14 protein-coding genes are annotated in these 19,828 nt (G+C 70.0%); 9 read left to right on the plus strand and 5 right to left on the minus strand.

What is annotated here, in order from left to right; translation table 11 throughout:
- The first annotated feature begins 247 nt into the window (after positions 1 to 247).
- The 5 genes from ASE43_RS05135 (at position 248) to ASE43_RS21125 (ending at position 6,957) form a co-directional block, all read left to right on the plus strand.
- A complete protein-coding gene (locus tag ASE43_RS05135; RefSeq protein ID WP_057159651.1) occupies positions 248 to 877 on the plus strand; it encodes a hypothetical protein in 630 nt (209 codons plus the stop codon).
- Between the two features lie 175 nt (positions 878 to 1,052).
- The gene (gene dnaE, locus ASE43_RS05140) at positions 1,053 to 4,577 is read left to right on the plus strand and encodes a DNA polymerase III subunit alpha (RefSeq protein WP_057159652.1); all 3,525 of its coding nucleotides are present in this window, start codon (positions 1,053 to 1,055) and stop codon (positions 4,575 to 4,577) included.
- 161 nt (positions 4,578 to 4,738) lie between these two features.
- Positions 4,739 to 5,698, plus strand: coding sequence for an acetyl-CoA carboxylase carboxyltransferase subunit alpha (locus ASE43_RS05145; RefSeq protein ID WP_057159653.1), 960 nt, complete (start codon positions 4,739 to 4,741; stop codon positions 5,696 to 5,698).
- Positions 5,699 to 5,714: 16 nt separating this feature from the next.
- Positions 5,715 to 6,404, plus strand: coding sequence for a transglycosylase domain-containing protein (locus ASE43_RS05150; protein WP_057159654.1), 690 nt, complete (start codon positions 5,715 to 5,717; stop codon positions 6,402 to 6,404).
- A 13-nt stretch (positions 6,405 to 6,417) separates the two neighbouring features.
- Positions 6,418 to 6,957: a tyrosine-protein phosphatase gene (locus tag ASE43_RS21125; RefSeq protein WP_082607106.1), complete on the plus strand. Its 540-nt coding sequence runs from the start codon at positions 6,418 to 6,420 to the stop codon at positions 6,955 to 6,957.
- 16 nt (positions 6,958 to 6,973) lie between these two features.
- Here the strand turns inward: ASE43_RS21125 and ASE43_RS05155 are convergent, their stop codons facing one another.
- Positions 6,974 to 8,035, minus strand: a complete 1,062-nt coding sequence (locus ASE43_RS05155) for an NADH:flavin oxidoreductase/NADH oxidase (protein WP_056176156.1) — start codon at positions 8,033 to 8,035, stop codon at positions 6,974 to 6,976.
- 103 nt (positions 8,036 to 8,138) lie between these two features.
- Between ASE43_RS05155 and tilS the strand changes: the two genes are divergently transcribed.
- The 3 genes from tilS to ASE43_RS05170 are packed head-to-tail and all read left to right on the plus strand — an operon-like array spanning position 8,139 to position 10,638.
- Complete coding sequence (tilS, locus tag ASE43_RS05160) at positions 8,139 to 9,437, plus strand: tRNA lysidine(34) synthetase TilS (protein ID WP_057159655.1); 1,299 nt, start codon at positions 8,139 to 8,141, stop codon at positions 9,435 to 9,437.
- 60 nt (positions 9,438 to 9,497) lie between these two features.
- On the plus strand, positions 9,498 to 9,764 hold the full coding sequence (locus tag ASE43_RS05165; protein WP_056176161.1) for an exodeoxyribonuclease VII small subunit: 267 nt from the start codon (positions 9,498 to 9,500) through the stop codon (positions 9,762 to 9,764).
- The gene (locus tag ASE43_RS05170; protein ID WP_057159656.1) at positions 9,757 to 10,638 is read left to right on the plus strand and encodes a farnesyl diphosphate synthase; all 882 of its coding nucleotides are present in this window, start codon (positions 9,757 to 9,759) and stop codon (positions 10,636 to 10,638) included. The genes ASE43_RS05165 and ASE43_RS05170 overlap by 8 nt, the downstream gene beginning before the upstream one ends.
- A gap of 665 nt (positions 10,639 to 11,303) precedes the next feature.
- On the opposite strand, the gene ASE43_RS05175 is transcribed toward ASE43_RS05170, so the two are convergent.
- Positions 11,304 to 11,687: a DUF4870 domain-containing protein gene (locus ASE43_RS05175; protein ID WP_056176167.1), complete on the minus strand. Its 384-nt coding sequence runs from the start codon at positions 11,685 to 11,687 to the stop codon at positions 11,304 to 11,306.
- Positions 11,688 to 11,913: 226 nt separating this feature from the next.
- Positions 11,914 to 13,275, minus strand: a complete 1,362-nt coding sequence (gene pmbA, locus ASE43_RS05180; RefSeq protein WP_157499686.1) for a metalloprotease PmbA — start codon at positions 13,273 to 13,275, stop codon at positions 11,914 to 11,916.
- Positions 13,276 to 13,394: 119 nt separating this feature from the next.
- Between pmbA and yjgA the strand changes: the two genes are divergently transcribed.
- Complete coding sequence (gene yjgA / locus ASE43_RS05185; RefSeq protein WP_057159658.1) at positions 13,395 to 13,952, plus strand: ribosome biogenesis factor YjgA; 558 nt, start codon at positions 13,395 to 13,397, stop codon at positions 13,950 to 13,952.
- A 265-nt stretch (positions 13,953 to 14,217) separates the two neighbouring features.
- On the opposite strand, the gene tldD is transcribed toward yjgA, so the two are convergent.
- The gene (gene tldD / locus ASE43_RS05190; protein ID WP_056176176.1) at positions 14,218 to 15,660 is read right to left on the minus strand and encodes a metalloprotease TldD; all 1,443 of its coding nucleotides are present in this window, start codon (positions 15,658 to 15,660) and stop codon (positions 14,218 to 14,220) included.
- Between the two features lie 211 nt (positions 15,661 to 15,871).
- Entirely contained in the window at positions 15,872 to 19,750 is a 3,879-nt protein-coding gene (locus tag ASE43_RS05195; protein ID WP_057159659.1) for a YhdP family protein, read from the minus strand.
- Positions 19,751 to 19,828 lie beyond the last annotated feature (78 nt).

The raw sequence follows: 19,828 nt of genomic DNA on the forward strand, positions 1-19,828 counted from the left end.
CAAATCCCCCTCGACCCCCCTTTTTCAAAAGGGGGTAGACCGGCGCCGCGATTTCCAGCCTCTGCGGGTGGCGCGCCGACCGCCCGTCGGCTGAACAGCCCATACCTGCCCTAGGTCACGGCGACTTTCCGCAGGTGCGATCACCCTAGGCAACCACGCATGCTGCCGCGGCATCCCTAAGGATGAGGGTCGACGCACTCCGGCCGTGCCCGACGCCCGCCCCCATGGCCGGAACCGGAGGTGCTCCATGCGCATGCCCCATCCGACCCCGACTTCCCAGCCCCTGCCGTTCGAGTCCGACCGCGCCCCGGTGCCGTCGCTGGAACCGGCCATGGCGGTCGCGCCCGCGGCGATCGCCGCCTTCGACGCCCTGGTGCACGAACTTCACCCCGATGCCGCGCGCGTCGACGCCACCCGTCTGCAACGCCTGGCCGCCTGGTTGAGCGCGATGCCCAAGGAGGACGCGCGCGCCGTGGTCGATCAACGTCTGCAACGCCTGCAGGAATTGCGCGCGATGCTGGCCGACCCCGACTGGGACTGCGAGCCCGGCGTGCGCGCGCGCCTGGACAAATTGCTGGCCTATGTCGACGACGGCGACGACCTGATCCCGGACCGGATTCCACTGCTGGGCCTGCTCGACGACGTGCTGTTGATCGAACTGGCCTGGCCCGCCTTCGCCGAGGAGGCCGAGGACTACCGCGACTTCTGCGCCTACCGCGAGGTCCGCCACCCGGACGCCAATGGCGCTGAATTGCGCGCGTCCTGGGTGCGCGAGCGCCTGGACGAGATCGCCCTGCTGCAACAGCGCGTGCGCGTCCACGAACACCACTACGCACCGGCCTTCCATGCCGCGCAGTCGCCGTTCCGGGTGACCTGAAGCGGGCGCGTTCGAGCCGGCCTGGGGCGCTCGAACGCACACGAAAGCGCGGCGATCGGCGCGCAACGGCGCCGATTCGCGCGCTCCCGCGCGGGCCAGGCGCGGTCGCCGCGATGTCAAGCCTTGTACGCGGCGGCCGGGCTGCTAACCTGCTGGCTGTCACGCCGGTTGTCGCATGTCCGCACGCTTCGTTCATCTCCACCTGCACAGCGAGTATTCGCTGGCCGACTCGACGATCCGCATCGACGAGTTGGTCAAACGCTGCGCGAGCCTGGGTCAGCCCGCGGTCGCCCTGACCGACCTCGACAACCTGTTCGCGACGGTCAAGTTCTACAAGGCCGCCGAGAGCGCGGGCCTGAAGCCCATCATCGGCGCCGACGTCGGCTTGGCCGACGGCAACGAAACGCCCTCGCGCATGACCCTGCTGTGCCGCGACCGCGGCGGCTACCTGACCCTGTCGCGCCTGCTCAGCCGCGCCTGGCTGGAAGGCCACCGCGTGGACGGCGTGGTGCTGCGCCCGGAATGGCTGCGCGAGGACAACGGCGGCCTGTTCGCTTTGGCCGGCCGCCATAGCCTGGGCGGACGCCTGGCGATCGGCGGCCGCCACGAGTTGGCCGAAGCCTGGATCGCCGACTGGCAGAGCGTGCTCGACGACCGCCTGCACCTGGAGCTCACGCGCAGCCGCCGCGACGGCGAGGACGCGTTCAACGCCTTCGCCCTGCACGCCTCCAGCAAGCGCGGTCTGGCCGTGGTCGCCAGCAACGACGCGCGCTTCCTCGACCGCGACGGTTTCGAAGCCCACGAGGCGCGCGTGTGCATCGCCTCGGGCCGCGTGCTCGACGATCCAAAGCGCCCGCGCGACTACAGCGAAGAGCAGTACCTGAAATCGTCGGAGGAGATGGCCGAGCTGTTCGCCGACATCCCCGACGCGATCGACAACGCGGTGGCATTGGCGACGCGCTGCAACGTCGAACTCAAGCTGGGCGAATACGCCCTGCCGGCGTTCCCGGTGCCCAGCGAGCACACCATCGAGAGCTGGCTGCGCAACTCCGCGCGCGAGGGCCTGGAAAAGCGCCTGGAGAAAGCCCCGCTGGCGGACGGCAAGAGCCGCCAGGATTACGACGACCGGCTCGAGATCGAGCTCGACGTCATCATCAAGATGGGCTTCCCCGGCTACTTCCTGATCGTCGCGGACTTCATCAACTGGGCCAAGGACCACGGCATCCCGGTCGGTCCGGGCCGCGGTTCGGGCGCCGGCTCGCTGGTGGCCTGGGCGCTGGGCATCACCGATCTGGACCCGCTGCCCTACGACCTGCTGTTCGAGCGATTCCTCAATCCCGAACGCGTGTCGATGCCCGACTTCGACATCGACTTCTGCATGGATCGGCGCGACGAGGTGATCGACTACGTCGCCGCCAAGTACGGCCGCGACCGCGTCAGCCAGATCATCACCTACGGCACCATGGCCGCCAAGGCGGTGGTGCGCGACTCCGGACGCGTGCTCGGCCATCCCTACGGCTTCGTCGACGGCATCGCCAAGCTGATCCCGAACACCCTGGGCATCAGCCTGGACGACGCGCTGGGCAACACCGACGCGGCCAAGCAGAACCCGATGCTGGCCTCGGCCGACCTGATCGACCGCTACCGCACCGAGGATGACGTACGCGACTTGCTCGACCTGGCGTTGAGCCTGGAAGACCTGACCCGCAACGCCGGCAAGCATGCCGGTGGCGTGGTGATCGCGCCCTCGCCGCTGAGCGACTTCTGCCCGCTGTTCGCCGAACACGACGGCGAAGGCCGCGGCCGCAACCCGGTCACCCAGTTCGACAAGGACGACGTCGAAGCCGTCGGCCTGGTCAAGTTCGACTTCCTCGGCCTGCGCACGCTCACGATCATCGATTGGGCGGTGAAGGCGATCAACCTGCGCCGCGCCGCGGCCGGCGAAGCGCCGTTGGACATCACCGCGCTGGAGCTGGACGACAAGCTCAGCTACGAGCTGTTCGCGCGCGGCGACACGGTCGCGGTGTTCCAGTTCGAATCGCGCGGCATGCGCGAGCTGCTCAAGCGCGCCAAGCCCGACACCTTCGAAGACATCATCGCGCTCGCCGCGCTGTTCCGTCCCGGCCCGCTGGGCTCGGGGATGGATCGCGAATGGGTCGATCGTAAGCACGGCAACACCGAAGTCAGTTATCCGCACGCCTCGCTGGAACCCGTGCTATCGCCGACCTACGGCGTCATCGTGTACCAGGAACAGGTGATGCAGATCGCCCAGGTGCTGGCGGGCTACACGCTCGGCGGCGCCGACATGCTGCGCCGCGCGATGGGCAAGAAGAAGCCCGAGGAAATGGCGAAGGAGCGCGCCAAGTTCGAGGCCGGTTGCGCCGAACGCGGCATTCCGGCCAAGCAGGCCAGCCCGATCTTCGACTTGATGGAGAAGTTCGCCGAGTACGGCTTCAACAAGTCGCACTCGGCCGCCTACGCTCTGGTCGCGTATCAGACCGCCTGGCTGAAGGTGCACTACCCGGCCGAATTCATGGCCGCGGTGCTGTCCTCGGACATGGACAACACCGACAAGATCGTCGGCTTCCTCGACGAAGCGCGCACCATGGGCCTGGACGTGCTGCCGCCGGACGTGGACGCCTCGGCCTACATGTTCGAAGCCAAGGACGCGCGCACCATCCGCTACGGCCTGGGCGCGGTGAAGGGCGTCGGCCGCGGCGCCTGCGAGGCCATCGTCGATGCGCGCCGCGCCGGGCCCTTCGACGATCTGCTGGATTTCTGCAAACGCGTCGACAGCGGCAAGCTCAACCGGCGCGCGCTGGAAGCGATGACCCAGGCCGGCGCCCTGGATCGGCTGGGCAAGAACCGCGCGAGCCTGATGCTGCAGCTGCCGGAGGTGCTCAAGGCCACCGACCAGCTCGCGCGCGAGCGCGACGCCGGCCAGGTCTCGCTGTTCGGCGGCTTCGAGGCCGCCGCGCCGGCGCTGCACCTGGACCTGTCGGAAGCCGACGAGTGGCCGCTGGCGCAGCTGCTGGCCGGCGAACGCGAAACCCTGGGCCACTACCTCAGCGGCCATCCCTTCGACCCCTATCGCGACGAATTGCGCGGCCTGGTCGGCAACGATCTGGGCGAGCTCGACCGGATCTGGGAGAACCGTCCCGAGAGCGCGCGCAGCGGCTGGCGCCCGGAACTGGAAGTGGTGGTGGCCGGCCAGGTCGTCGGCCTGCGCAAGAAGGGCGACAGCCAGATGTTCGTGCAGATCGAGGACGGCCGCGGCCGGCTCGAATGCGCCTTCTTCGCCGAGACCTACGGCGAGTTCGCCTCCCTGCTCGCGCGCGACCGCCTGCTGATCGTGCAGGGCGGCCTGCGCGAGGACGCCTTCAGCGGCGGCTTCGCCTTGCGCGCGCAGCGCTGCTGGGAGTACTCGCAGGTCTGCGCCAAGCACGCGCAGCGCCTGTCAATGCGCCTGGACCTGCGCGTGCCCGGCACCTGGCAGCGCGTGGACGCGCTGCTGGCCAAGAACCGCCCCGGGCAGACGCCGATCCGCCTGGACCTGCTGCGCGCCGGCGCGGCCGGCATGCTCGATCTCAACGGCGGCCAGTCGGTGCGCGTGGACGCCGACCTGGTCGGCACGCTGCGCGTCCAGCCCGGCGTGCGCGCGGTCAAGCTGACCCTGGCCAAGCCCTGGGCTGGGGGCTAGAAGCGAGAAGTGAGCGTAGAGGAGTGAGGAGTGAGCAAGGGCGGTACCAGCTTTCGCTCACTCCTCACTCCTCTGCGCTCACTCCTGCCCCTCCCCCCTACCCCTCGGTACGGTCCGCCCCCCTGGGCTAGACTGTGCCCCTTTCCGGCCCCGGCCCGAGCATGAATCCGAACTACCTCGACTTCGAGCAGCCCATCGCCGACCTGGAAGCCAAGATCCAGGAACTGCGCCATGCCAACAGCGGGCCGGCGGTCGACATCGATTCCGAGATCCACGCCCTGCAGGACAAGCTGCGCCTGCGTACCGCGCAGATCTTCCGCGACCTCAGCCCCTGGCAGATCTCGCAGCTGGCCCGCCATCCGGCGCGCCCCTACACCCTGGACTACATCCGGGTGATCTGCGACGAGTTCCAGGAACTGGCCGGCGACCGCGCCTTCGCCGACGACGCCGCGATCGTCGGCGGCCTGGGCCGCATCGACGGCCGCCCGGTGGTCATCATCGGCCACCAGAAGGGCCGCGACACCAAGAGCAAGATCCGCCGCAACTTCGGCATGCCGCGCCCCGAGGGCTACCGCAAGGCGCTGCGCCTGATGAAGATGGCCGAGCGCTTCAGGCTGCCGCTGCTGACCTTCATCGACACCGCCGGCGCCTGGCCGGGCATCGACGCCGAAGAGCGCGGCCAGTCCGAGGCGATCGCGCGCAACCTGCTGGAGATGGCCGAACTCAAGATCCCGGTGATCTGCACCGTGATCGGCGAAGGCGGCTCCGGCGGCGCGCTCGCGATCGGCGTCGGCGACCGCACCCTGATGCTGGAATACAGCACCTACTCGGTGATCACGCCCGAAGGCTGCGCCTCGATCCTGTGGAAGACCGCCGAGAAGGCCAAGGACGCCGCGGAGCAACTGGGCCTGACCGCCAAGCGCCTGTTCGAGCTGGGCCTGATCGACAAGATCGTGCGAGAGCCGATCGGCGGCGCCCACCGCAACCCCAAGCAGATGGCCACCCGCCTCAAGGCCGTGCTGCTGAACGAGCTCGACGCCCTGGAACAGATCCCGGCACCGGAACTGCTGCAGCGCCGCTACGAGCGCCTGCGCGGCTACGGGGCTTACGAGGCCGCGTAAGCGCGCGGCCTTCGCCATGGGCGGCTGGTTGAAAGGGATCGTAGGCGCGGCTTTGCTGCTGACCGGCTGCTTCGTTTGCTTTTTCTACGGCCTGTACTGGTACGGCGCCAGCGCGCTGCCGCAAGAACTGCCGCGCGCGCAGCGCAGCTATCCCGACGAAGTGCGCGCGATCTATTGGGCGTCGCTGGGCGGCGAAGGCCCAATGCGGGCTGAGCGCCTGGATCCGCTGAAGTTGATTTGGTTGGTATTCCGCGGTGTTCAGCACGACCGACGGCCCAACCTGGTATCTGAGTACGATCTATCGTCCTCGGTTTCACGTCAGATTGTCTTGGAACACACACCAGATCTGCGCGGCGCGCGTTGGCATCTTGCGGGCATCGCCGCCACCATTCGCGTGAGCAACGAACGGTCAGCCGAACAGATCGCGGACTTCGCCCTCGACCGAGCCTGGATGGGCCGCGACGCACGCGGACTGGGCGAGGCCTCACACGCGTATTTTGGCGTGCCTTTCGAGCAAACGACTCAGGCCGAACGCATCGCGTTGATCGCTTTGATGCGCGGACCGTCCTATTTCGATCCGAGCCGAAACCCAGAGCGTTTCCGCTCACGTTATGCGTATGTGGCACAGCAGTTCGGCGTGAGTGCGACGGATATCGATCTGCAGCGCGACCTCGTCCGGCTTAAACCAACAGCGACCGCGCGCTAGTCGCAGCACCGGAATGCGCCGCATTCCGTCCCAACTGGAAGCACTCTTTCGAATGACACCCGATCTCTACTGGGTAGGCGATATCTCGCCCCTACGCCTGGCCTTGGCGCCTCGACCGCGAGCGGGCGAATGGTTGGAGGACGAACTGACCGGCTGGAGACGCGCAGGCGTCGACACGGTCGTGTCCTTACTCGAATCCCATGAAGCACGCGAACTAGGTCTCGCCGATGAGGCGAGCGCGTGCGAAGCCTGTGGCATCGACTATTTGTCGTTTCCGATCCCGGATCGCCAGACACCTGACTGCGTGGACAAGACCGACCGCCTCGTCGCTGAACTCCTGACACAATTACGATCCGGACGCTCGATCGTGGTCCATTGTCGAGCGGGAATCGGACGGACCGGCCTGATCGCTGCCTGCGTGCTTTGCGATATCGGCATCGACAGCGCAAAAGTCTTCGCCGTGCTCAGCGCGACGCGGAGGGTCCAGGTGCCCGACACCCAGGAGCAGGAAGTCTGGGTAGCGCAATACGCGAATCGCCGACCTCGGCGATGACAAGCCGCTGCCCGCGCTACCAAGCCCGCAAATACTGATCCGGCCCATGCAGCTCCGCGCCCAGCTCCGCCGCCGCGCGGCGCGGGAAATACGGATCGCGCAGCAGTTCGCGCGCCAGCAGCACCACGTCCGCCTCGCCGCTTTCGACGATGCCTTCGGCTTGCGTCGCATCGGTGATCTGGCCGACCGCGCCGGTGGCGATGCCGCCCTCGCGGCGGATGCGCGCGGCGAACGGGACCTGGTAGCCGGGGCCGACGGGAATCCGCACGTTGGGCATGAGCCCGCCGCTGGAGACGTCGATCAGGTCTACTCCCAGCGATTTGACGATGCGCGCCAGCTCGATGCTCTGCTCGATGTCCCAGCCGCCCTCGACCCAGTCGGTGGCGGACACGCGCAGCCATAGCGGCAGACGCTCCGGCCAGACCTCGCGCACCGCCGCGAGCACTTCGCGCAGCAGGCGCGTGCGGCTGTCGAAGTCGCCGCCGTAGCCGTCGTCGCGGCGGTTGCTCAGCGGCGACAGGAATTCGTGCAGCAGATAGCCGTGCGCGGCATGCACTTCGATCAATTGGAACCCGGCCGCGAGCGCGCGATGCGCGGCCGCGGCGAAATCGTCGATCACGTTGGCCAGGCCGCAGCTGTCGAGCGCGCGCGGCGCGACATGGCCGTCGGCGAACGGCAGCGGCGACGGCGCCACCGGCGTCCAGCCGCCGTAGCCCGGCGCGATCGCGCGTCCGCCCAGCCACGGCGGCTCGACGCTGGCCTTGCGCCCGGCGTGCGCCAGCTGCATGCCGGGCACCGCGCCGTTGGCGCGTATGAAGCAGGCGATTTCCGACCAGGCCTCGCCTTGGCGGTCGTTCCAGATGCCGGTGTCGCTGGGCGAAATGCGGCCTTCGGGCGAGATCGCGGTGGCCTCGGTCAGCACCACGCCTGCCCCGCCTACCGCGCGGCTGCCCAGGTGCACCAGGTGCCAGTTCTCGGGCATGCCGTCGATCGCCGAGTACTGGCACATCGGCGACACCGCGATTCGGTTGCGCAGGGTCACGGAGCGTTGCGGGTACGGGTCGAACAGGCGGGCCAACGGAGCGTCTCGATACGGGGTGAGGAAACAGTAAGCGCGCTCCGGCGCGGTAACAGCGCCATCGATGGGTTGCTCCGTCCCACCACCGTGGCACCATCGGCGGATGCCGTCTTCGTCCCCCACCCCGCTGCACCAGGCCCTGCACGATCTGCCGGCCGGGCCGCTGTGCGTGGGCTACAGCGGCGGCCTGGATTCCAGCGTGCTGCTGCACGCGCTGGCGGCCACGCCCGCCGCGCGCGCGCAGGGCCTGCGCGCCTGGCACGTGCACCATGGCCTGCATGCGCAGGCCGACGCCTGGGCCGCCCAATGCGCCGAAATCTGCGCGGCACTCAGCGTTCCGCTGACGGTGTCGCGGGTGAACGTGGCCCACGATCGCGGCGACGGGCCCGAGGCCGCGGCGAGGCGCGCGCGCCATGCCGCGTTCGAGGCCGGATTGCACGCGGGCGAGACCCTGGCGCTGGCCCACCACCGCGACGACCAGGCCGAGACCTTCCTGCTGCGCGCGCTGCGCGCCTCCGGCCCGGACGGGCTGGCGGCGATGCGGCGCTGGCGCGATTGCGGTGCCGGCCGGCTGTGGCGGCCCTTGCTGGCGCTGCCGCGCAACGCGCTGGAGGCCTATGCGCGCGAGCACGGACTGCGCTGGATCGAAGACCCCAGCAACGCCGACGACGCCTACGACCGCAATTTCCTGCGCCGGCGCGTGCTACCGCTGCTGCGCGAACGCTGGCCCCAGGCCGATGCCGCGTTGGCGGCCTCGGCCGGCTTGAACGCGCAGGCGGCGACGCTGCTGGAGCGCGAGGATGCGCTGGCCCTGGCCCAGGTGCGCAGCGCCGACCCGCAGGCGCTGTCGCGCGCGGGGCTGCGCGCACTGGCGCCCGCGCGCCGCGCACGCGTGCTGCGGCGCTGGATCGCCGACCTGCGCCTGCCGCCGCTGCCGGCCCAGGGCGTGGCCCGGATCGAGGCCGAGCTGCTGGACGCGCGCGACGACGCCGAGGCCGAATTCGTCTGGAGCGGCGCGGTGATCCGCGCCTGGCGCGACCTGCTGCATGCGCAGGCGCAAACGCCGGCGCTGGCGCAGGACTGGCGCACGCATTGGGATGGCCGCGCACCGCTGGCCTTGCCCGGTGGCGGCGAACTGCGGCTGGAAGGTGCAGCGGCCCTGGAGGCGCCCTGCGAGGCGCATGCGCGGGTCGGCGGCGAGCGCATCGTCCTGCCCGGTCGCGCGCACGGCCACAGCCTCAAGCAGGCCCTGCAGAGCCTGGGCGTGCCACCCTGGGAGCGCCGACGCCTGCCGCTGTTGTCGCGCGACGGCGCGCTGCTGGCGGTCGGCGACCTGGCCTACTCCGCCGAGTTCGACGGCTGGCTGCGCGAACGCCGGGCGCGCCTGGTCTGGCGGCCCTGAGCGCGGCGCGCGACGCGCGCACGCGTTGACCCCGCGCAGCCCGCGCCGCACACTTGTCGCATGCCACGTAAAGCCGCCAACGAGCCCTCGCCCGTGACCGATTTCGAGCAGTCGCTGGACGCGCTCGAACAGTTGGTCGAGAAGATGGAACACGGCGAGATGAGCCTGGAAGATTCGCTCGCCGCCTACGAACGCGGCGTGGGCCTATACCGCCGCTGCCAGACCGCGCTGGAACAGGCCGAGCTGCGCGTACGCTTGCTCAGCGACCCGCAGGACCCGGCCAGCGCCGAACCCTATTCCGGCTCGCCCAACGCCTCCGATGCGTGATCCGCGCCTGGCCGTCTGGCGCGAACGCGCCGACGCCGCGCTCGCACGCGCGCTGCCCGCCCCGAACGCCTCGCCGCAGGCGCTGCACGCGGCCATGCGCCATGCGGTGCTGCTGGGCGGCAAGCGTCTGCGCCCGCTGTTGGTCTACGCGGCCGGCGCGCTGTTCGATGCCGACGAGGCCGCGCTGGACGCGCCCGCGGCCGCGGTCGAACTGATCCACGCCTATTCGCTGGTCCACGACGATCTGCCCGCCATGGACGACGACGCCCTGCGCCGTGGCCAACCGACCGTGCACGTGGCCTACGACGAAGCCACCGCGATCCTGGCCGGCGACGCGCTGCAGTCGCTGGCCTTCAGCGTGCTGGCCGAGACCGCGGCTGGCGACGGCGTACGCGTGGCCCTGCTGCGCAGCCTGGCCGAGGCCGCCGGCGCTTCGGGCATGTGCGGCGGCCAGGCCCTGGACATCGCCGCCACCGGCACCGGCGCGGCGCTGGACCTGTCCGCGCTGGAACGTCTGCACGCGCTCAAGACCGGCGCCCTGATCCGCGCCGCAGTGCGCATGGGCGCGCTCTGCGGTGGTGCCGATGCGGCGGCGCTGGACGCCCTGGACCGCTACGCGCAGGCCTTGGGCTTGGCTTTCCAGGTCCGCGACGACATTCTCGACGTCGAAGGCAGCAGCGCCACGCTGGGCAAGACCGCCGGCAAGGACGCCGCCCAGGACAAAGCGACCTTCCCCGCCCTGATCGGCCTGGACGGGTCGCGCGCGCGCCTGGACGCGCTGCTGGAAACCATGCACACCGCGCTGGCACCCTTCGGCGCCAAGGGCGTGGCGCTGACCGAACTGGGCGAGTTCGCGGCGCGACGCGATCATTGACTCGCGCGAGCGACGCTCGCGCGACCGCGTGCGCCACACGGCAATGTGGTCCGCCCCAAAAATCCGCGGCGCCCGCTCGGAGCGCGCCTCGTAGGATGCGGTGATAACCGCATCATCGCGACCATTCGGAGCCCCGCGACGATGCGGTTCGCCTAAGGCTCACCGCATCTTACGGGCGAGTAGCGTCGCAGTTTCGGCCACTGTCTAAAGTCACTSGATCCCCGCTTTCGCGGGGATGACGAGCAAGAGCTCATAGCGCAGCGACAACCCKAAGYCCCGCGACGATGCGGTTCGCCTAGGGCTCACCGCATCCTACGGGCGAGTAGCGTCGCGGTTTCGGCCACTGTCTAAAGTCACTGGATCCCCGCTTTCGCGGGGATGACGAGCWAGAGCTCATAGCGCAGCGACAACCCGGAGCCCCGCGACGATGCGGTTCGCCTAGGGGTCACCGCATCCTACGGGCGAGTAGCGTCGCGGTTTCGGCGACTATCTAAAGTCACTGGATCCCCGCTTTCGCGGGGATGACGAGCAAGAGCTCATAGCGCAGCCTTATGTTTGGCCTGCGGCGCCTTGCCGCCGACAACAAACGGGTGAACCGACCTGTACCCAAAACGCAACGGGCCCGGCAATGCCGGGCCCGTCGGGCACTACGTTTGCGCGATCGATTACTTGATCAGGCGCAGCGCGAACGGATAGCGATAACGCTCACCGTTGTTGGCCTTGATGCCGCCGATGATGAACAGCACGATCGAACCCAGCCAGACCAGCCAGATCAGGATCGACAGAACGCTACCCAGACCCAGCGTGACGATCGTGAGGATCGTGATGACCACGGTCAAGATCACATAGACGATCAGCAGCGTGATGTTGAAGTTCAACGCTTCCTTCGCCTGATCGATCAGGAACGACTTCTCCGGCTTGTCCTTGTTGATCAACCAGATGATCAGCGGGACCACGAAGCCAGCCACGATGGCCGACAGATGGGTGATCAGCGCCAGGGTGCGGTCTTCGGAGTTGCCGTCGGCCGATGATTCGTTGATATCGCTCATTCCTTGTTTCCCCTTTCCAGTTCCCGTTTGGATGGCATTGGCGACGACCGTACGGTCGCCCCAGCCGGCCCACTCTCAGCCGCGTAGCCACCGCTGTCAAGGACGGCGGCGCACGGTCCGCAGGGCGCGACCTTCGTAGCAACGCAAGCGCCGCCCGGCAACGGCCAGGCGGCTGCGCTGGCGCAGCATGACCGGTCGGGATGACAAGCCGGCGTCGGCGTCGGGCTCAGCCCTCGCCGGCGTCGCCGGCGACGGTCATGCGCCCGACCAGGATCGAACCGGTGTGCAGGTGCGAACGCGGATCGACGTCGCTGCCGACCGCCTCGATGGCCTCGAACATGCGCTTGAGATTGCCGGCGATGGTGATGCCGTCGACCGGATGCTGGATCTGGCCGTGCTCGACCCAGTAGCCGGCCGCGCCGCGCGAGTAATCGCCGGTCACCGTGTTCACGCCCTGCCCCATCAGTTCGGTCACCAGCAGGCCGCGCCCCATGCCGCGCAGCATCGCTTCGAAATCGCCGGCGTTGGCGGCGACCTCCAGGTTATGCACGCCGCCGGCGTTGGCGGTGCTCTGCAGACCGAGCTTGCGCGCCGAATAGCTGCCCAGGATGTAGCGCTGCAGTACGCCGTCGCTCACCAGCGCCGATTCGCGCGTGGCCACGCCCTCGGCGTCGAAGGCGCTGGAGCGGAAGCCGCGCTGCAGGAACGGCCGCTCGCGGATCGAGAACCACTCCGGAAACAGGCGGGTGCCGACGGAATCCAACAGGAAGCTCGCGCGCCGGTACAGCGCGCCGCCCGACACCGCGCCGAGCAGGTGGCCGATCAGGGAACGGGCCGATTCGGCCGCGTACAACACCGGGTACTCGCCGGTCGCGATCTGCCGTGGCGCCAGGCGCGACACCGCGCGTTGCGCGGCATGTCGGCCGATCGCGGAGGTCGTTTCCAGGTCGTTCTCGGCCAGGGCGATGCTGTACCAGCCGTCGCGCTGCATAGCCTCGCCGCGGCCGGCGATCAGGGCGCAGCTCAGGCTGTGCTGGGTGCTGCCCTCGCGGCCGATGAAGCCGTGCGAATTGGCGTACACGCCCAGGCTGGCGCCGGTGCCGATCGAGGCGCCGTCGGAGTTCTCCACCCGCGCATCGAACTCGCGGCCGGCGGCCTCGCAGGCCAGGGCCAGATCGACCGCGCGGTCGGCCTCCAGCATCCACGGATGCCAGCTGTCGAACGCGCGCCAGCCGCCCTGGTCCTGGGCGGGGGCCATCAATTCGGCGTCGGCGAGACCCGCGGCGGGGTCGTCCTCGGTGTAGCGCGCGATCGCGCAGGCCTGCTCGACGGTGGCCTCCAGGCTGTCGTCGCGCAGGTCGGCGGTGCTGGCGCTGCCCTTGCGGCGGCCGAAATAGACGGTGATCGCGATACCGCGGTCGCGGGTGGCCTCGACGGTCTCGACCTCGCCCATGCGCACGTTCACGTTCAGGCCCGCCTCTTCCGAGCACGAGACCTCGGCCTGGCTGGCGCCGCGCGCGCGCGCGGCCTCGAGCAGGCGCTGGGACAAGCCGGACAGAGCGTCCAGGCGCGCCTCCGGATCGGTGATGACGTGGGCCGGAGCGGTCTGACGGAGGGCGACTGCGTTCAATGTCTTATCCTTAGCTGCCGTGACGCCGTGGCGTCGCGGGATTTCGATTCGGTTTGACGGTAGGAGAGGTGGTAGCGATGCGCGGCAGAGACGACGAAACCGGCGAATTTTTCAGCCCCAGCCGCAGCCAGAACCGGCGCGAGGCGCTGGAAGTGCTGTCCCTGGGCGAACAGTTGTCCAAGCTGACCGACGCCCAGCTGGCGCGGCTGCCGATCCCGGAGGGCCTGCTGCCGCATATCCGCGAATGCCGGCGCATCACCGCGCACATCGCCCACAAGCGCCAGCTGGCCTACCTGGCCAAGCAGATGCGGCGCGAGGACGACGCCACGCTGGAAGCGATCCGCGACGCGCTCGACGTCAACGGCGAGGCCGGCCGACGCGAGGTCGCGGCCATGCACCGCGCCGAGTCCTGGCGCGACCGCCTGCTCGAAGGCGGCGACGCAGAGCTGGCCGAACTGATCGACGAACACCCGCAGGCGGATCGCCAGCGCCTGCGCCAGCTCGTGCGCAACACCCTGGAAGAGCGCAAGCGCAACAAACCGCCGCACTCGTTCCGCGAGCTCTACCGCGAACTGCGCGCGGTGATGATGGGCGGCAACGATGCCGGCGGCGACGACGACGACGAGGCCGAATAAACCCCGTCTCGAACCAGCCGACACAGGCGCCGCCATGGCGATTTTCGAACAATTGCGCCGCATCGAAGCCTGGCGCGCCCGCTTCCTGGACACCGGAATCGAGGTCATCGAGGCCTTCGGGTTGTAATACCCAGCGGCGGACAAGAAAGCGCTCAAGCGGCTGGTGCAACAAGCGCAGGCGACGCACCGCCATTACGGCACGCCGCGCCGATGGTTGCGTTACCTGCGCGCCCTGGACGATGCGCGCGGTATCCCATAGCGCTACTCACGACTGCGTGCCGCCCACCGTCAGCCCTTCGATCAGCAGCGACGGTTGCCCCACGCCCACCGGTACGCTCTGCCCGTCCTTGCCGCACACGCCCACGCCCTCGTCCAGGGCCAGGTCGTGGCCGATCATGCGCACCTTCTGCATGGTTTCCGGGCCGTTGCCGATCAGGGTCGCGCCCTTGACCGGCGCGGTGATCCTGCCGTCCTCGATCAGGTAGGCCTCGGTGGCCGAGAACACGTACTTGCCGCTGGTGATGTCGACCTGGCCGCCGCCGAAATTGACCGCGTACAGGCCCTTTTTGACCGAACGGATCATCTCTTCCGGGTCGTGCTGACCGGCGAGCATGTAGGTATTGGTCATGCGCGGCATCGGCAGATGGGCGAAGGATTCGCGGCGGCCGTTGCCGGTCGGCGCCATGCCCATCAGGCGCGCGTTGAGGGTGTCCTGCATGTAACCGACCAGCACGCCGTCCTCGATCAGGGTCGTGCAGTTGGTCGGCGTGCCTTCGTCGTCGATGTTGAGCGAGCCGCGCCGGCCCGGCAGGGTGCCGTCGTCGACGATGGTCACGCCGGGCGAGGCCACGCGCTGGCCCATGCGGCCGGCGTAGGTCGAGGTGCCCTTGCGGTTGAAGTCGCCTTCCAGGCCGTGGCCGACCGCTTCGTGCAGCAGCACGCCCGGCCAACCGCTGCCCAGCACCACCGGCATCACCCCGGCCGGCGCGTCGATCGCCTCCAGGTTCACCAACGCCTGGCGCAGCGCTTCGCGCGCCAGCGCCTCGGGCTTGCCGCCGGCGAACAGCTCGGCGTAGCCGTAGCGTCCGCCGCCGCCGGCGTAGCCGCTTTCGCGGCGGCCGTTATGTTCGACCAACACTTGCACGTTCAAGCGCACCAGCGGACGCACGTCGGCGGCGAGCACGCCGTCGCTGCGCGCGACCAGGATGGTGTCGACGCCACCGGACAGGCTGACGGTGACCTGCTGCACGCGCGGGTCGGCGGCGCGCACCAGCTGATCCAGACGGCGCAACTGCTCGACCTTGTCTTCGTTGCCGATGCCGTCGATCGGATCCTCAGCCGGATACAGCGAACGGCCGCCGCCACGCACCAGCGCGCGCGCGCTGTGCGCGGCGCCGTCGCGGGCGATCGCGCGCGCGGATTTGGACGCCGCCAGCAAGGCGTCGCCGTTGATTTCGTCGGAATAGGCGAAGCCGGTCTTCTCGCCGCTGATCGCGCGCACGCCCACGCCCTGCTCGATCGAATGCGAACCGTCCTTAACGATGCCGTCCTCGACCGTCCAGCTCTCGCGGCGGCCGTGCTGGAAATACAGATCGCCGAAATCCACGCCCGGCCCGAGCAGGGTGCCGAAGGTGCGTTCCAGGCCGCTGGCGTCCAGACCGGCGGGCAGCAGCAGACGGGTTTCGGCGAGTTGCAGGGGCAGCGTCATGGGGGATCCGGGGGCGGCGAAAGGGACATGCTAACCAACCGACGCCGGCGTGGCCTGGGCGGCGGCCGGGCGGTTGGGGCTAGTAAGAAGATGGAGCCTGGGCGGCATGGCTTCAACCGTGGGTTTCTACCGCGGCGGGGCGTGTCGCTCCGCGCTTGCGGGCGGCTTTGCCACGCAAAGCGGCAATGGGCCGCGATCGTGCGCGGGCCGCCTAACCCGCGGGAGGCGCCTCGCGCCCGGCATTGCGGGTCTGCTCGCGGGTCATCACCTCGACCTTGGGCTCCTTCCAGGGGCCGGTCACCCGGTAGGTCTTGGCGCCGATCTGGCTCAGCGGCTTCTGCAGCACGGTGCCGGCGGCCGCGCCGATCGCCGCGCCGACCGGGCCGGCCGCGATCGCGCCGACCGCGGTCAGCAGGTTGCCGGTCTTGGGCCGGACCTCGATGGTCTGGTCGTAGCTCTGCGCGCGCAGGTTGGTGGAGCCGCGGATGTTCACGGTCGCGGCCGGGCCGTCCATGACCAGGTCGTCGCTGCGCGCGCTGCCGGCGCCGATCGCGATATGCCCGCCGACGCGGTTGAAAGCGAAGCCCTTGGAGAACAGGTCGCGGAAATCCAGGCCCAACCGCCGCGGTAACTGGGCGATGCTGAGCAGGCCGATCACGCGCCCGGTGCCGGGTTCGACCTCGAGCAAACGCCCGTCGCGCACGTCCAAGCTCAGACCGCCGTCCAGCGAGCCCAGCGCGAACGCGGCCGGGCTGCCGGGCCAACCGGCATCGAAACGGATCTTGGCCTTGCCGCCGGCGACCAGGCCGCCGAAGCCGAAACCGGTGAGCAGCGCGCCGGTGTCGCCGCTGTCGATGTTCATGGTCAGGCGCGTGCGCGCGGCCGCGCCGCGGCCGTTCCAGTCGCCGCTGAGGTCGATGGCCTGCTTGTCGCCGCGGGTCTGGATCTGCTCCAGGCGCATGCCGGTCGCGGTCGGACGGGTGCGCACGCGCGCGCTGCCCATGCGCGCATCGCCCAGGCGCAGGTCGGCGATGTCGATGGTCAGCGGCGGCACCTTGGCCGGATCGAAGCCGTTGTCGACGGCGCCGGCGGCCGGCGCCGGATTCGCGGGCGCCGCGGTCAGCGCGTTGATCGCGCTGGCGTTGCCGGAGGCCGACGCGGCCGGCGCGCGCCAGTACACGCGCTCGAACTTGCCGGCCAGCGGCGCGGCCGGATCGGCCGGCGCCAGCACCGCCCCCTCCAGCGACGGGCCTTCGACGCGCACCGCGGTGGCGCCGCGCGGGGCCGGCGCCACCACCAGGCGCGTGTCGGCGAACACGCCGCCCAGCAGTTGCAGCTTCTGCGCGGTGACGTCGATGCGCTGCAAGGGCAGGCCCTCGCCTTCGCCCTGCTTGCCGCCTTCGGCGAACGCGAGCCATTCGATCGCGTCCAGGTTGACGGTGCGGCCGCTCGCGATCAGGCCCTGCGCGGGCGGCGCTTCGTCCACGCGGGTGGCGCCCAGGGCGACCCGCACGCCGGTGCGGCCATTGACGGTGCGCGCGCGCAGCGCCATCACGTTGCCGAACCCGACCCGGATGTCGCCGCTGCCCACCGGCAAGGGCGTTTCCACCGTGGTCGCCAGGCTGCCCGCGGCCGGCTTGCGCAACGGCGCCGGCAGCTCCAGCGCGGTGCCGACCAGGTTGGAGTGCAATTGCAGCAGGGTCGGCGGGGCGACGCCGGCCTGCGCCATCGGAATGGCGATACCGATGGTCCAGTTGGAGCGCCCGTCCAGATAGGGCTTGAGCCAGCCCAGTTCCGGCGCGCGCTCGATCAGCGACTGCGCGCCGACGCTGGCATCGAGCCCGGCTTCGAAGACGTTGCCGCGATCGCGCACGTAGTCGCCCGCGCGCAGCGAGAGCTTGCCGGGCTGGCCTTCGTGACGCACCGACAGATCGTTGGCGCCGAAGCCGCCGCGTGCGTACTCGGCGCGGCCGCGCACTTCGTCGAAGGCGAGTTTCCAGCGCGCATCGGCAAGCTTGGCCCCGCCCAGATCGACCGAGCCCGAAATCGCGGTGACGCTGCCCGGCTTGAGCGGCAGCTTCATGTCGAACGCGACCTGGGCCGGGCCGCTGGCGCTGAGATTGGCGAAGGTGTCGGCGTGCTGCTTCTGCAGCGGACTCTGGCGCAGCAGGGTCAGCAATTGCGCGGCGTCGGACGCGGCCTGCGCCTGCACGTTAAGCGTGCCGTCCTTGTAGTGATCGATGCCGGCGTGGATTTTCTGGATGCCGACGCCGGCGAGTTTGCCGACGCCATCGACGCTGAAGCCGTCGGCGATGAAGGCCACGTCCGCGTCCAGGCCTTCGGCCGCCGGCCATTCGGGCTGGAACTTGACCACCGCCTGGTGCAGTTTCGCGGTCGCCTCGAAACGGCCGTTGCGGTCGCGGAACGGCCAGTCGTCGAGATCGCCGGACACGATCGCGTGACCGTTGCGCACGCTGCCGCCGATCAGGGCCGAGTCCAGCCAGCGCACCAGGTTCGGCGACATGCTGTGGCGGACCCAGAAACCCTTGGCCACCGGCACCGCGGCTTCGTCCAGGTCGGCGGCGATGTCGATCCACGGCCGCGTGCCGTCGCCCTGCCACCACATGCCCCCGCGCGCGCGCGCGCCGAAACCCTCGCCCTTGATCGTCAGCGCGTGCGTGCCGATGCGCCAGCCCGCGCCTTCGCGCCAACCGGCGACCGTGCCGTCCAGGCTCACGGTGTGGGCCACGCCGAAACCCGACGGCCAGTCGAAGCGCATCGGCGAGGCCTGGTCCAGGCGCAGGCTGAAACCGTCGGCGTCGCCTTCGATATCGCCCGACAGACCGCTCAGGCCCGGCGCGGTGCCGACCGCGGCGAAGCCGAGGCCGTCGATGCGCGCGCTCGCGCGCAGCGGACCGTCGCGACGGCCGGACAGCGAGATGCGCTGCAGCGACAGCTGCGGCCGAGTCTGGTGCAACCAGCGGCGCAGGCCGGCAGGCACGCGGTCGCTGAGCGCGGCGGCCTGCAACAAGGGGCCGGCGTCGATGCGATCGGCGAGCAGGGCGTAACGCCGACCGCCGGCGATCGCCAGGCCGTCCAGCACCTGTTGTTTGGCGCCGCCGCCGATGCGCAGACGCGGCGCGTCGAAGCGCCAACCGCCCTCGTCCAGGCGCCAGCGCGCGCGCGTCTCGACGCTGTCGAAACGGATCCGCGGCACCGCGTCGTCGCCATCGCCCAGCGGCGCGCCGCGCAAGGCGAGCCGTTCCAGAGCGGCGTCGACGGTGACCATGGCGACGCGGTGACCGCGCAGCTCGGCCCAGGCCTCGGCGCGGCCCTGCCCGCTCTCGGCGCCGATGCCGGCGACCTGCAGCAGCGCCGCCCAGGCGCTGAGATCGGCGCGGCGCGCGCCGGCATAGGCGCGGCCGTCGCCGCGCTTGCGATCGAAATCCAGGGCCGCGTCCAAGGGCGACGCCGGCGCGCCGGCGACGCCGACGCTGGGCCAGGCGCGCAGGCCCGCGCGCACGCGGTCGCCGTCCACGCGCAGGCGCAGATTGATCTTGGGAATGCGCGCGTCCACGCCGAGCTTGGGCGCGATCACCGCCAGCTTGCCGTCGATCACCTGCAATTCTCCCAGGCCTTCCAGCGCGGCCAGCGGGTCCTTGCTCGGCTGCTCCTGTCCGGGCAGGCCGCGCACCTTCCAGCGTCCGTCGTCGGCGCGCTCCAGGGTCAGGTCCAGGCCGTGCAGGCGCAGCTCCGAGAACGAATGGCCCGGCAGCAGGCCGGCGTAGATCGACACCAGCATTTCGGTATCGCCGACCACGAAGGCCTGCGCGCCCTCGCCGACCCGCAATCCGTCCAGACGCAGCAGCGGACCGCGCCGCGTCCATTGGGTCTCGACCCGATCGAACGCGACCGGCCGTCCGGCGCGCTGACTCAACCACGCCGCGATCTGGTCCGGATTGCGCTCCGCCATCGGCAGAATCTGACTGGCCACGCCCAGCAACACCGCCAGCAACACCAACAGCACCGCGCCCGTATAGGCCACGCTACGGCGGGCGAAACGCAAACGGCGGCGCAGCGGGGTGGGCATTAGCGTCGCGCTCCGCGCGCCGCCGGGATTCGGGATACGAGATTCGGGATTCGGCAAGACCAAGGCCGGAATCCGCTC

It is taken from the genome of Lysobacter sp. Root983 (assembly GCF_001429345.1).
In the GTDB taxonomy this organism is placed as follows: domain Bacteria; phylum Pseudomonadota; class Gammaproteobacteria; order Xanthomonadales; family Xanthomonadaceae; genus Lysobacter.

What these genes read in the sequence shown, in the direction of transcription:
- ASE43_RS05145 (WP_057159653.1), top strand. Translation starts at nt 4,739, where the DNA reads ATGAATCCGAACTACCTCGACTTCGAGCAGCCCATCGCCGACCTGGAA.
- dnaE (WP_057159652.1), top strand. Translation starts at nt 1,053, where the DNA reads ATGTCCGCACGCTTCGTTCATCTCCACCTGCACAGCGAGTATTCGCTG.
- tilS (WP_057159655.1), top strand. Translation starts at nt 8,139, where the DNA reads ATGCCGTCTTCGTCCCCCACCCCGCTGCACCAGGCCCTGCACGATCTG.
- ASE43_RS21125 (WP_082607106.1), top strand. Translation starts at nt 6,418, where the DNA reads ATGCGCCGCATTCCGTCCCAACTGGAAGCACTCTTTCGAATGACACCC.
- yjgA (WP_057159658.1), top strand. Translation starts at nt 13,395, where the DNA reads ATGCGCGGCAGAGACGACGAAACCGGCGAATTTTTCAGCCCCAGCCGC.
- ASE43_RS05135 (WP_057159651.1), top strand. Translation starts at nt 248, where the DNA reads ATGCGCATGCCCCATCCGACCCCGACTTCCCAGCCCCTGCCGTTCGAG.
- ASE43_RS05165 (WP_056176161.1), top strand. Translation starts at nt 9,498, where the DNA reads ATGCCACGTAAAGCCGCCAACGAGCCCTCGCCCGTGACCGATTTCGAG.
- ASE43_RS05195 (WP_057159659.1), bottom strand. Translation starts at nt 19,750, where the DNA reads ATGCCCACCCCGCTGCGCCGCCGTTTGCGTTTCGCCCGCCGTAGCGTG.
- ASE43_RS05175 (WP_056176167.1), bottom strand. Translation starts at nt 11,687, where the DNA reads ATGAGCGATATCAACGAATCATCGGCCGACGGCAACTCCGAAGACCGC.
- tldD (WP_056176176.1), bottom strand. Translation starts at nt 15,660, where the DNA reads ATGACGCTGCCCCTGCAACTCGCCGAAACCCGTCTGCTGCTGCCCGCC.
- ASE43_RS05170 (WP_057159656.1), top strand. Translation starts at nt 9,757, where the DNA reads ATGCGTGATCCGCGCCTGGCCGTCTGGCGCGAACGCGCCGACGCCGCG.
- ASE43_RS05150 (WP_057159654.1), top strand. Translation starts at nt 5,715, where the DNA reads ATGGGCGGCTGGTTGAAAGGGATCGTAGGCGCGGCTTTGCTGCTGACC.